This is a genomic window from Pantoea sp. FN0305 (genome assembly GCF_050113845.1).
Taxonomy (GTDB): Bacteria; Pseudomonadota; Gammaproteobacteria; order Enterobacterales; family Enterobacteriaceae; genus Mixta; species Mixta alhagi.
This window is the reverse complement of record NZ_JBNJSN010000007.1, coordinates 69,210-81,296: the sequence shown is the minus strand read 5'-3', so window position 1 is coordinate 81,296 and position 12,087 is coordinate 69,210. Positions and strand designations below refer to the sequence as shown.

10 protein-coding genes are annotated in these 12,087 nt (G+C 58.2%); 5 read left to right on the top strand and 5 right to left on the bottom strand.

What is annotated here, in order from left to right; genetic code table 11:
- Positions 1 to 79 precede the first annotated feature (79 nt).
- Positions 80 to 265 (bottom strand): hypothetical protein, encoded by a 186-nt coding sequence (locus ACQE3Y_RS14690; RefSeq protein ID WP_426973533.1) that lies wholly within the window; start codon positions 263 to 265, stop codon positions 80 to 82.
- 25 nt (positions 266 to 290) lie between these two features.
- On the opposite strand from ACQE3Y_RS14690, the gene ftnA reads away from it, so the two are divergent.
- Positions 291 to 803 (top strand): non-heme ferritin, encoded by a 513-nt coding sequence (gene ftnA / locus ACQE3Y_RS14685; RefSeq protein ID WP_250650866.1) that lies wholly within the window; start codon positions 291 to 293, stop codon positions 801 to 803.
- A 42-nt stretch (positions 804 to 845) separates the two neighbouring features.
- Here the strand turns inward: ftnA and ACQE3Y_RS14680 are convergent, their stop codons facing one another.
- Both ACQE3Y_RS14680 and ACQE3Y_RS14675 read right to left on the bottom strand, forming a co-directional pair.
- Positions 846 to 3,683, bottom strand: a complete 2,838-nt coding sequence (locus tag ACQE3Y_RS14680; protein WP_426981970.1) for an EAL domain-containing protein — start codon at positions 3,681 to 3,683, stop codon at positions 846 to 848.
- A 203-nt stretch (positions 3,684 to 3,886) separates the two neighbouring features.
- The gene (locus ACQE3Y_RS14675; RefSeq protein ID WP_426973530.1) at positions 3,887 to 5,383 is read right to left on the bottom strand and encodes a PLP-dependent aminotransferase family protein; all 1,497 of its coding nucleotides are present in this window, start codon (positions 5,381 to 5,383) and stop codon (positions 3,887 to 3,889) included.
- 117 nt (positions 5,384 to 5,500) lie between these two features.
- Between ACQE3Y_RS14675 and ACQE3Y_RS14670 the strand changes: the two genes are divergently transcribed.
- The 4 genes from ACQE3Y_RS14670 to ACQE3Y_RS14655 all read left to right on the top strand — a co-directional run bounded on the left by ACQE3Y_RS14670 (position 5,501) and on the right by ACQE3Y_RS14655 (position 10,595).
- Positions 5,501 to 6,769 (top strand): 4-aminobutyrate--2-oxoglutarate transaminase, encoded by a 1,269-nt coding sequence (locus ACQE3Y_RS14670; RefSeq protein WP_426982044.1) that lies wholly within the window; start codon positions 5,501 to 5,503, stop codon positions 6,767 to 6,769.
- Positions 6,766 to 8,220 carry an NAD-dependent succinate-semialdehyde dehydrogenase gene (locus tag ACQE3Y_RS14665; RefSeq protein WP_426981969.1) on the top strand — a complete coding sequence of 485 codons (1,455 nt, stop codon included), beginning with the start codon at positions 6,766 to 6,768 and terminating at the stop codon, positions 8,218 to 8,220. The genes ACQE3Y_RS14670 and ACQE3Y_RS14665 overlap by 4 nt, the downstream gene beginning before the upstream one ends.
- An 18-nt stretch (positions 8,221 to 8,238) precedes the next feature.
- Entirely contained in the window at positions 8,239 to 9,489 is a 1,251-nt protein-coding gene (locus ACQE3Y_RS14660) for an aromatic amino acid transport family protein (RefSeq protein WP_426973528.1), read from the top strand.
- A 155-nt stretch (positions 9,490 to 9,644) separates the two neighbouring features.
- On the top strand, positions 9,645 to 10,595 hold the full coding sequence (locus tag ACQE3Y_RS14655; RefSeq protein WP_250650871.1) for a LysR family transcriptional regulator: 951 nt from the start codon (positions 9,645 to 9,647) through the stop codon (positions 10,593 to 10,595).
- Here ACQE3Y_RS14655 and mdcH read toward each other — a convergent pair.
- The gene (mdcH, locus tag ACQE3Y_RS14650) at positions 10,561 to 11,463 is read right to left on the bottom strand and encodes a malonate decarboxylase subunit epsilon (RefSeq protein WP_426973526.1); all 903 of its coding nucleotides are present in this window, start codon (positions 11,461 to 11,463) and stop codon (positions 10,561 to 10,563) included. The two genes, ACQE3Y_RS14655 and mdcH, sit on opposite strands and share 35 nt — an antisense overlap.
- Positions 11,463 to 12,086 carry a malonate decarboxylase holo-ACP synthase gene (locus ACQE3Y_RS14645; RefSeq protein WP_426981968.1) on the bottom strand — a complete coding sequence of 208 codons (624 nt, stop codon included), beginning with the start codon at positions 12,084 to 12,086 and terminating at the stop codon, positions 11,463 to 11,465. Before ACQE3Y_RS14645 ends, mdcH begins: the two co-directional genes overlap by 1 nt.
- Between the last annotated feature and the right edge of the window lies 1 nt (position 12,087).

The window sequence follows — 12,087 nt, the reverse complement described above, 5'->3', positions numbered from 1 at the left end:
TTACCCGAACTGCCGTTGATCTGATTCAGGCGGCGGGACAGGTGCCCGCCGCCGTTTTCCAGCATCCGCGTCCTTACCACTACAGCATCGTTATACGGCGTGAAAGCAGCATCAGCGCAACGGCAGGCATGGCAAATGCGGCTGAAAATGCGAATAAGCCGCATTCAGATAGTGAATTAATTATCTTTAAAATCAGTAAATTAAAAACAAAAAAGCATACTCCTTTCAGCAGCTTTGCTGCATAATTCAGCACAACACTTTTCATCTGCCCCCTATTCTGAGGAATCACTATGCTGACCAATGACATGACCGCGCGTTTAAACGAGCAGCTCAACCTGGAGTTCTATTCCGCAAACCTGTATCTGCAAATGAGCGCCTGGTGCAGCGACAAAGGTTTTGAAGGCGCGGCGGCCTTTCTGAAATCTCATTCGCGTGAAGAGATGGAGCATATGCAGCGCCTGTTTGATTACCTCAGCGATACCGGCGCGATGCCGGTGTTAGGCAGCATTGCTGCACCGCCGGTGGCTTTTAACTCTTTAGCAGACGTGTTTGAGCAAACTTATGAGCATGAACAGCTGATTACCCGTAAAATCAATGAACTGGCGCATGCGGCGATGACTACTCAGGATTACTCAACTTTCCATTTCCTGCAGTGGTATGTTGCGGAACAGCATGAAGAAGAGAAACTGTTTAAATCGGTGCTGGATAAGCTGGCGCTGGTGGGCAACAGCGGTAAAGGCCTGTTCTTTGTGGATAAAGATCTGGCGAAAATGGATGGTGAAAGCCACGGTCCAACCGCTTAATGTATGACTGCCCCGACGCGAATCGCCGCGTCGGGGCGGCGATTACAGCACCGTTAACCGCAGTTCAGACGGCTGCGGTCGGCCAAAGAAGTAGCCCTGAAACAGCGTGCATCCCTCCTCCTTCAGCTTATCGAACTGCTCACGACTCTCCACACCTTCAGCGGTGATCTGAATATCCAGGCTGCGGCTCATGCCGGTAATCGCACGGATAATCGCCAACGCTTCACGGCTGTCGCTCATATCATTGATAAACGAACGGTCGATTTTGATTTTATCGAACGGGAACGAGCGCAGGTAGCTTAACGAAGAGTAGCCGGTCCCGAAATCGTCCAGCGCAATCAGCACCCCCAGCGCCTTCAGATTTTGCAACGTGCGAATATTGCCCAGCGTATCATTCAGCAGTACCGACTCGGTGATCTCTACCTCCAGCCGCCATGGCTCCAGTCCTGACTCACGCAGCGCGCCTTCAACCAGTGAAATCAGCGTGCTGTTTTTAAACTGCACCGGAGAGAGGTTAACCGATACCGTTTGCCCGCCCGCCCATTTTTTTGCCTCATGGCACGCTTCATACAGGGCCCATGCGCCCAGGCTATGGATCAGCCCGGTCTCTTCCGCCAGCGGAATAAATTCAGCCGGCATAATCAGCCCTTTTGAGGGATGATGCCAGCGCATCAGCGCCTCGTAGCCGATAATCGCATGCTGTTCGCTGTTGGTGATCGGCTGATAATAGAGCCGCATCTGATTTTCGGTGATCGCCTCGCGCAGATCGTTTTCCATGCAGCGTCGCGCCCGCGCCTGAACATCCATCTCCTGAGTAAAATATTCATAGCGGTTACGTCCGTTGCGCTTGGCTTCATACAGCGCCATATCGGCACAGCGCAATAGCTGCTCAGGTGAAGCCAGCTCGGCATCGGCAAAGGCAATGCCGATGCTCAGCCCCACCGACAAATTATGTCCATCCACATTGATTGGCGGACGCACTATCTCGATTAATCGCTGCGCTACCATGCTCGCCTCCTGCTGGTTGCTCAGGCCAGGCAGCACAATAGCAAACTCATCACCCCCGATGCGCGCCAGCGTATCCTGCTCACGCAGCACGGCCCGCAGGCGCTTGGCGATCACGCGCAGCAGCTCGTCACCCATTTGATGCCCCAGCGCATCGTTAACGTTTTTGAAGTTATCCAGATCAAGACAGAGCGCCGCCGTTTGCCGCTCGCCCTGACGTAACGCGTCGTTTAGCCGCTGACGAAACAGAATGCGGTTGGGCAGGCTGGTCAGATAATCGTGATGCGCCATATGATGAATTCGTGCATCGGCGGCGCGCTGATCGGTGACATCATCGACAATCAGCATCACATATTGGGTACGCGCATCGCCGCCGCGAACCGTGGCCGCCCGGGTATGCAGAATGCGCTCGCCGCTTGCGGTGATCAGCTGACGTTCGCTTTGATGGATCCTTTCGCTACGCAAGGCCGCATCCGCCAGCACGTTAAAGTAGTCGCTCAGCTCCGGCGGCAGACACTCATGCGGCTTTTTCCCTTGCATACTGTTTTTCTCAACGCCAAATAACTGCTCGGTCTTGCGGTTTACCAGCAGGATCTCACGTGAAACGGCATCTTCTACCAGCACGCAGGAAGGAATGCTGCTGATGATGGTATCAAGAAAGCGCGACATGGCGGTCATACGTTCACTCTGCGCTTCCGCCAGATCTTTGGCGCACAGGATTTGCTGCTCATATTCACGCCGCTCGGTAATATCGCGGGTAATTTTGGCGTAGCCTATAAGCTTACCGTTTTCGTCGTGAATGGCGTCGATCACCACATGCGCCCAGAACGCGCTGCCATCTTTACGATAGCGCCAGCCCTGATCCTCAAAGCGGCCTGTGGTGCACGCAATATTCAGGTTGGTCATCGGCGTCTTGTTCTGACGCTCCTGCGAACTGTAAAACAGCGAAAAATGCTGACCAAGGATCTCCTGTGCCGTATAGCCTTTGGCACGTTGGGCGCCCGTGTTCCAGTTCACAACGTGGCCGCCCGGATCCAGCATATAAATGGCGTAATCGGTGACGCTTTCCACCAGCAGCCGGAATTTTTCTTCTTCTGCGCGCCGCTCGCGTTGTAGCTCACGCTGCTCGGTGCAGTCGCGGGTGATTTTCGTATAGCCGATCAGCTTGCCGTTATCATCATGGATGGCGTCGATAATCACATGCGCCCAGAACGCGCTGCCATCTTTACGATAGCGCCAGCCTTCATCTTCAAAACGGCCGGTGCGAAAAGCGGTCTGAAGATTCTTTTCCGGAATATAGGCCATGCGTTCCTGCAGGCTGTAGAAAGCGGAGAAATGTTTCCCGACAATCTCATCCGCCGTATAGCCCTTGGCACGCTGAGCGCCAGCGTTCCAGTTCACCACCATCCCATCAATATCAAGCATATAGATAGCGTAATCCGTAACGCCCTCAACCAGCAGACGGAATCTTTCCTGCTGCTCGCGCTGCTGGCTAAGCTGCGCCTGCTGTTGGGTACAATCGCGGGTGATCACCGCAAATCCCATCAGCGTGCGATCGTCAGCATAAATGGCATCGATCACTACGTGTGCCCAGAACGCGCTGCCATCGTGGCGATAGCGCCAGCCCTCTGTCTCCAGCCGACCCTGGCTGGCGGCAATAACCAGATTGTTGGCCGGAACCCCTTTTAACTGTTCAGCTTTATCATAAAAAATGGCGATGTTTTTACCGATGATATCTTCCGGCAAATAGCCTTTAATATGCTTAGCGCCCGTGTTCCAGTTGGCAATGGTGCCGTCGGGTTTGATCATGTAGATCGCGTAATCGATTACGCTTTGCACCAGTAGCCGATAAAGTGTATCTGGATTCTCGTTCATCCTGTTGCCCGATAGCTGCCCAAATAAGAGATCTGGGTGGGTTGGCGATGGCAACGTAGTATCGCTGTCTGACCAGCGCTACGCTAAAGAAAAATTTATCAATTCCCCCGAAACAAAGCTATCGGGCAAACTGTTGCCATACATATCGGCAAGGCTGACAAATTTTTCAGCTATTTATTGTTGAAATAATCTTAACAAAAGAATTAAGCCAGATTTCCTGTGTGGGTAATTCCATACTCGGTAAGGATTTGGCGCAGCGTGTTAAAGGCTGGCAGCATATTCTTCTCTTCTACACAGGCAAATCCCAGCAGCAGCCCGCGACGCGTCTGGCCTTGCATATAATATTGCGACAGCGCCCGCACCGTCACTCCGCGCCGGAGCGCGCTGGCGGCAATGCTTACATCGTCACATCTCTCGGGCAGGTTAAGCACTAAATGCAGCCCGGCGTCATGATTGAATTCCCGGATAAAGCTCTCACCGAGGTAGCGCTGGATCAGGCCGATCAGAAAAGCACGGCGCTTGCCATACAGCAGGCGCATCCGCCGAATATGCGCAACGTAATGGCCTTCGCGGATAAATTCTGCCAGCGCCCGCTGGATTAGCAGATGACCGCCGCGATAAAGCTCTGCTGCCGCAATACGCAGCGGATGAACCAGCGCCTTTGGCACCACCAGATAGCCAATGCGCAGCGCCGGATAGAGCGTTTTACTGAAGGTGCCCATGTAAATCACCGGCGCGTCTGGCTCCAGCCCCTGCAACGCCGGAAAAGGCTGACCGGAGAAGCGAAACTCGCTATCGTAATCATCTTCCACGATCCAGCTGCCGTGCTGGCGCGCCAGCGCCAGCAGTTGTCGACGGCGCGCCAGGCTCAGATGCGCGCCCAGCGGATATTGATGCGAAGGCGTAACAAATACCAGCCGTGGCGCCAGCCGATCGTTAACCGGCACGATGCCCTCTTCATCCACCCGCATCGGCACCGGCTTGAGTCCGTTAATGCGCAGCAGATTGCGCGTTCCCCAATAGCCGGGTTCCTCGATCCACACCCGATCGCCATTGTCGCACAGCAACCGCGACACCAGATCCACCGCCTGATGGATCCCTTCGGTGATCAGGATCTGATCGGCCTCGCAACGCACCGATCTCGCCACACGCAGGTAGTGCGCCAGCGCGGCGCGTAACGCCTCGCAGCCCCCGGCGCTGCTGTAGGTCAGGCGATTGACTTCTGGCTGACGGTTCAGGCGCGCCTGAATGCGGCTGAACTGCGCATGTGGAAATGCGGTCACGTCCGGGACGCCAGGCACAAAAGCGCCCCACTGATGCGGCGATGCGCTGGCATAGCCCAACAACGCCGCACCACGTGCGGAAAGTTTAACCGGTGAAAACGGCGCTTCCGGGGCCGGGACCGGCTCACCGCCTGCATTCAGGCAGCTGTCCGGCAGCGTACCGGCTACCCAGGTGCCGCTGCCGGTACGCGCCTGCACATACCCTTCAGCCAGCAAACGTTCATAAGCGTTAAGCACCGTATTACGCGATACCGCCAGCTCGCGCGCCAGATCGCGAGAAGCAGGCAGGCGGCTGTGCGGCGGCAATACGCCTTCAACGATCGCGCTACGCAAACAGCGAAACAGACGCTGATGCAGCGCGCCTTCGGTCTCCTGCTGCAGACGCTGCAAAAGGTGATCTCCATACAGGCTGTGCAATTGGCTCCCTCCTGTTGTTCTCAAATGGCTCTCGTCACCGACAGTAGCTCCCCGCTAAATAAACGTGATCAGGCTCCTTTTGTAAACAAACGATAACAATGAGGTAACGCTATGGACATAAAGAATGCGGCACTGAACGATCGCAAACAGCAGGCTACCCCACGCGGCGTCGGCGTTATGTGCTCATGGTTTGCCGCGCGGGCGGAAAACGCCACGCTGTGGGATGTGGAAGGAAACGAATATATCGATTTCGCCGCCGGGATTGCGGTACTGAATACCGGTCATCGCCATCCGAAAGTGATCGCTGCGGTCACAGAGCAACTGGCGCATTTTACTCATACCGCTTACCAGATTGTTCCTTATGAGAGCTATGTGGCGCTGGCGGAACGCCTGAACCAGCGGGTGCCGGTTAACGGCCCGGCAAAAACCGCTTTCTTTACCACCGGCGCGGAAGCGGTAGAAAACGCGGTGAAAATCGCCCGCGCCAGCACCGGCCGCCACGGTATTATTACTTTTGGCGGCGCGTTTCATGGCCGGACCTTTATGACCATGGCGATGACCGGCAAAGTGGCGCCGTATAAGCGGGATTTTGGGCCGATGCCGGCCTCGGTATTCCATGCACGCTATCCTGTTGAACTGCGTGGCATCAGCGTTGACGATGCGATGGCCAGCCTGGAAGCGATTTTCAGCCAGGATATCGCGCCACAGGATGTTGCCGCTATTGTGCTGGAGCCGGTTCAGGGCGAAGGCGGTTTCCATATCGCCCCTGCCGAATTTTTCCAGCGCCTGCGCGAGTGCTGCGATCGCCACGGCATTTTGCTGATTGCCGATGAAGTGCAAAGCGGCTTTGCCCGCACCGGCAAGCTGTTCGCCATGGAACACTACGAGGTCAAAGCGGATCTGATTACCATGGCGAAAAGCCTGGCGGGCGGTTTGCCGCTATCGGCGGTTTCCGGCCGAGCCGAAATCATGGATGCGCCAGCGCCGGGCGGCCTTGGCGGCACTTACGCCGGTAACCCGCTGGCCATCGCGGCGGCACATGCGGTTCTCGACGTGATTGATGAAGAGCAGCTGTGCCAGCGTGCCACACAGCTGGGCGCTGAACTGGTAGAGGTGTTGCAACAGGCTCAGCGCACCCTGCCCGCGATGGCGCAAATCCGCGCGCGTGGTTCCATGGTCGCCGTTGAGTTCGCCGATGCCAACGGCCAGCCGAATGCCGAACTGGCGCGTTCGGTGCAGCAGCACGCGATGGCGCAGGGGCTGCTGCTGCTGACCTGCGGTCAGCATGGCAACGTCATCCGTTTCCTTTATCCGCTAACCATCGAGGAAACCACTTTCCGTCGTGCGCTGACGCTGCTGCGTCAGGCGCTGGAGGCGCAGGCATGATTAACGCCCCGCTAAAAGCACTGCTCGATCATCCTGACGTTAGCCTGACGCCGCAAAGCGGCAACTGGCTGGCGGTAACCGATGCGGCAACGCGTGAGCCGCTGGCCTGGGTTAAAACCCACGATGCGACAGCGGTTAACGCGGCGATCGCCCGCTCTGTTGGGGTGCAACGCCGGTGGCAGCAACAAACGGCAACCGCCCGCGCCGACCTGTTGATGGGCTGGTATCAACGAATACTGCAGCAGCAGGAACCGCTGGCGCAGTTGTTGACCGCCGAACAGGGCAAACCGCTGGCCGAGGCGCGAGGTGAGATTGGCTACGCCGCTTCCTTTATTCGCTGGTTTGCTGAACAGGCGCGGCGCACCGATGGCGCCATTCTGCCCTCTCCACTGCCGCAACAGCGTCTGCTGGTGCTGAAGCAGCCGGTGGGTGTTTGCGCCGCTATTACGCCGTGGAATTTTCCCGCTGCGATGATCACCCGCAAAGTTGCGCCCGCGTTGGCCGCTGGCTGTTCCATGCTGGTTAAGCCGGCCGAACAGACGCCGCTGACCGCATTTGCGCTGGCGACGCTGGCGTCTGAAGCGGGGCTGCCTGCAGATCTGCTGCTGATCCTCTGTGGTGACGCGGTGAACGTTGGCCAGGCGCTCTGCGCCAGCGACAGCGTACGCAAGCTGAGCTTTACCGGCTCGACGGAGGTGGGACGCCTGTTGATGGCGCAGTGCGCGCCGACGGTGAAAAAGCTCTCGTTGGAGCTGGGCGGCAACGCGCCGGTGCTGGTGTTTGACGATGCGGATCTGGAGCAGGCGGTACAGGGCATTATGCTCAGTAAATTCCGCAATAGCGGCCAGACCTGCGTCTGCGCCAATCGTATTTACGTGCAGAGCGGGATCTATCAGGCATTAAGCGAACGGCTGGCGCAGGCAATCGGTGAACTGCAGGTGGGCGATGGTCGCCAGCCCGGCGTAACGCAGGGGCCACTGATTGACGATACCGCCGTTGCCAAAGTGCAGAGCCACATTGACGATGCCTGTTCTAAAGGTGCCACGCTGCGGCTCGGCGGCGGTCGCGACGCGCGTGGCGGCACCTTCTTTCAGCCCACGCTGTTAACCCATGTTACCCAGCAGATGCGCGTGGCGCATGAAGAGACCTTCGGCCCGCTGGCAGCGCTGTTCCGCTTCGATAGTGAAGCAGAAGCGATCGCCATGGCGAACGACACTGAATTCGGTCTGGCCGCCTATCTCTTTACGCAAAGTGCCTCCCGCCAGTGGCGCGTCAGCGAGGCGCTGGAGTATGGCATGGTCGGCGTGAATACCGGGCAGATCTCCAATGAAATCGCTCCTTTCGGCGGCATCAAACACTCCGGCCTGGGCCGCGAAGGCTCGCAGGCAGGGATCGATGAATATCTGGAAAGCAAATATCTCTGTATGGACATCTCTTCACCTGGCGCCTGAGCGCACTAAGGAGTTCCCATGTCATACGAAACATCCTGGCCCGCATCCGCCAAAACGGCCACCGCGCGCGCTACAGGCGTAAAGGCCAAACCGCTAAGCTTTGTGGAAGGCGTGGCGATGATTGTCGGCACCAATATCGGCGCGGGCGTGCTTTCTATCGCCTACGCCGCCCGTAAGGCGGGCTTTATGCCGCTGCTGTTCTGGCTGGTGGTGGTGGGTCTGTTTACCACCGTAACGATGCTTTACGTGGCAGAAGCCACGCTGCGCACCCGCGCACACCTGCAACTGAGCGGCCTGGCACGCCGCTATGTGGGTCGCCTCGGCAGCTGGCTGATGTTCGCTTCCGTATGTGTTAACTCGCTGGGGGCGCTAACCGCCTATATGAGCGGCAGCGGACGGCTGCTGCAGTCGCTGCTGGGATTGCCGCCTTCGCTGGGCAGTCTGCTCTTTTTCCTGCCCGCAGCGGGCGTGCTCTGGCTCGGCCTGAAGGCAATCGGCCGCAGCGAAAAAGTGATCTGTATCTGTATGGTGCTGATGCTGCTGTTGCTGGTTGGCACCACCTTTCTGCAGCCGGTCACCCAACTGGCGCATCTGCTGGAAGGCAACTGGCTCTATATGATCCCGGTATTTAACGTGGTGGTTTTCTGCTTCTCTGCGCAGTACATCGTGCCGGAAATGGCGCGGGGCTTCAGTAATAAGCCGGAACAGCTACCGAAAGCGATCGTTACCGGCATGGCCATAACCTTTGTTCTGCTGGCGCTGGTGCCGCTGTCGGTTATTGCCCTTAACGGCCTGGCGAATGTCTCTGAGGTCGCGACGCTCAGCTGGGGCGAAGCACTGGGTAACTGGGCCTTTTTCTCCGCTAATATTTTTGCCCTGTTCGCCATGCTTACCTCTTACTGGGGGCTGGGCGGCAGTTTACTGACCAATATCGGCGATCGTTTTAACTGGCAGGTGGATAGCGCGGCGCGTCAGCGGCTAATGGCGATGCTGCTGGTGGTGCTTCCGCCGTTTCTGCTGGCCTATAGCGGGCTGGTATCCTTTGTCAACGCGCTCTATATCGCCGGCGTTTTCAGCGGCGTGGTGCTGTCGATTATGCCGATGCTGATTTTACAAAGCGCCCGAAAACAGGGCGATGTGCAGCCGAGCTGGCAATGTCGCGCATGGCTGACCCATCCGATCATCAAAAGCGTTATCGTGCTGCTCTATCTCGCCAGCGCGATCTACGCCATCGCCTCGCTGTTTAATCTGCTGCCCTCCGGCTGGTAACTGCTTTCTGCCTCTCTGCCCGACCCGCTCGCCGGTTCGGGCTTTTTCGCCGTCTGTGGTCTATAACCATTCACTGAGGAAATCAAAATTCCGCCTTGTTAAACGCGTTATGCTGTTCCGGTTTTCACTGATTTATTGACCAGACAAGGCACCGCATGAAAATTGATGCTGATATTAGCTTTCGCAAACTGGAAATTTTTATCGCCTTTATGGCCAGCGGCAATATTGCCCGTACCGCCGAACAGCTGGATTTAAGCAACGTCAGCGTGCACCGCGCGCTGCATACGCTGGAAGAGAATGTACGTTGTCCGCTGTTTATCCATCAGGGCCGCAGCCTGAAGCCGCTGGCCGCCGCCCATACCCTGCTTGAATATGCGCAGGAGGCGGTGGATGTCATGGAAAAAGGGATTATCGACGCGCGGCAGAAGGCCGGACTGGGTCAGAAGCGGATGCGCATCGGCACCCTCTATTCGCTGACGCTGGAAACCGTGCCGCGCCTGATTATGGGCATGAAACTGCGCCGCCCTGAACTGGAGCTGGATCTGACGATGGGATCTAACCAGCTGCTGCTGGAAAAACTTCAGCTGGGCGAGCTGGATGCGATTTTACTGTCGGTGAATGACAGCCAGATCGATACCCGGCGACATGAGGTGCTGCCGCTGTTTGAGGATAATATCTATCTCGCCGCCCCTGCCGAGGCCAGGCTGAATGAAGGGGGCAGTGCTGACTTACGGAATTATCGTCAGGAAAAGTTTGTTTCACTGGCCGAGGGATTTGCCACTTTTCACGGCTTCCAGGAGGCGTTCGGCGTGGCAGGTTTTGATGCCAATATTGTGATGCGGGTGAACGATATTTTTTCCATGCTGAGCCTGGTGCAGGCAGGCGTTGGCTTTGCGCTGGTGCCGGGCAGAATGCGGCGGGTGTATGAAAACAGCGTACAGCTGCTGCCGCTGGCGGAGCCGTACCAGATGCGCCAGTCGATCGCTATCGTGTTCGATCGTAATCGCGAACACGATCCCAATCTGCTGGCGCTGGTGGCCGAGGGGCGAATGTACGCCCGCGAGGTGCTGGCTAACGCTGAGCGCGTGCCTGAGTCGCCAGCCTGAGCACCAGCGCGACGCCCGCCTGTTCCAGCGACAGCGCATCGCCGCGCGTCAGCGGTTCACGCGCCAGTCCGGTCAACACGGCACCGGGCGGCATTTCGATCGCCAGCCCCACGTCACGTTCGTTGGCCGCTTCCATCGCCTCATGCCAGCGCACGGTGCGCGCCATATTCATTGCCAAATCGTCAGCGATCTGTGGCGGCTGCCACAGCAAACGCGCGCTGCTACCGCTGAGATAAGCACAGCGCGGACGCGTCAGGGTAACCTGCGTAAAGGCCTGCGCCAGCTGCCGCGCCGGTTCGTCCAGCAATGCGCAGTGCGAGGGCACGCTCACCGCCAGCCGGTGCACTTTCTGCGCGCCGTGCGCCACCGCCTGTTGCGCTACCTGCTGCATCGCCGCTTCGCTGCCCGCAATCACCATTTGCTGAGCTGCATTAATGTTCGCCAGGTAACAGTCGCCCAGCAAGGGTTCAATCTCGCTCTGGCGCAGGCCGGTGATCGCCGTCAGGCCATAGCCGGACGGATAAGCCTGTTCCATCAGTTCACCGCGCAGCGCCACCAGCCGCAGCGCATCGGCAAAGTCGAGCGCCCCGGCTACCACCGCCGCCGGGAAAGCGCCGATGGATAGACCGCTAACCATATCTGGCTCCAGCCCCTGGCGCGCCAGTTCACGCGCCCAGGCGACCCCGGCAATCAGCAGGCAAAGCTGAACGGCGCGGGTATGACGTAGCGCCTGCTCACTGTCCAGCTGAACGGCATCTTCGTTTAGCGCCGCGCTGGCTTCCTGCAACAGGTGCTCGCCATCCGGCAACCCCTGAAGCATGCCCACACGCTGCGGCCCCTGCCCGGGAAACATAAACAAAATTTTCATCAGTCCGGATCCTCCATTTTTGCCTGCCATGGAGCGCTAACCAGCCGCGGCCCCCGGTTGGTTTTTAGCAGCGTCCTTCCGTCGCGCAGCCACTCATTAAGGGCAAAAGCGCCGTTGGGCGTTTCCACCTGGGTATCTGCCCGGCACAGCAGGCGCGTCACCTGCTGCTGCCAGCGCTGAAACGCGGTTGGCGGCAGCGGCTGCGGTGCACGGATCAGCAGATCGAGATCGCTGCCGCTGTGCAATACCGGCACATCGGTCGCCAACGCATAACCGCAACTGCCGGTCACGCCCCACTGCCACGGCCATGACTGCTGCGCCAGCAGGATCGTTGCCTGCACCGGCGGCTGTGAAACAAAAGGGGAACGCAGCAGCTGCGGGAGATCCACCAGCGATTCCGGCGTCACGCGGCGCGCAATGGCTCCGGCAGGAAGCCAGGCGGCGGCACGCCGTTCACGCCCCATGCCACGGATCCCCACGGCGATAAGCCCATCCGGGTGCCAGTCCCGGCGCACCACCAGCGGCAGCGTAGGCTGCCACTGCTGTGCGACCCAGTCAGGCAGTTCGCCTGTGAGCGCCTGCGGATCGTTAAGCCAGATAAGGTCGTGGGGACGCGGTAACATC

Coding starts and splice junctions, on each gene's coding strand:
- ACQE3Y_RS14690 (WP_426973533.1), bottom strand. CDS start 265: ATGAAAAGTGTTGTGCTGAATTATGCAGCAAAGCTGCTGAAAGGAGTA.
- ftnA (WP_250650866.1), top strand. CDS start 291: ATGCTGACCAATGACATGACCGCGCGTTTAAACGAGCAGCTCAACCTG.
- ACQE3Y_RS14680 (WP_426981970.1), bottom strand. CDS start 3,683: ATGAACGAGAATCCAGATACACTTTATCGGCTACTGGTGCAAAGCGTA.
- ACQE3Y_RS14665 (WP_426981969.1), top strand. CDS start 6,766: ATGATTAACGCCCCGCTAAAAGCACTGCTCGATCATCCTGACGTTAGC.
- ACQE3Y_RS14660 (WP_426973528.1), top strand. CDS start 8,239: ATGTCATACGAAACATCCTGGCCCGCATCCGCCAAAACGGCCACCGCG.
- ACQE3Y_RS14655 (WP_250650871.1), top strand. CDS start 9,645: ATGAAAATTGATGCTGATATTAGCTTTCGCAAACTGGAAATTTTTATC.
- mdcH (WP_426973526.1), bottom strand. CDS start 11,463: ATGAAAATTTTGTTTATGTTTCCCGGGCAGGGGCCGCAGCGTGTGGGC.
- ACQE3Y_RS14645 (WP_426981968.1), bottom strand. CDS start 12,086: ATGTTACCGCGTCCCCACGACCTTATCTGGCTTAACGATCCGCAGGCG.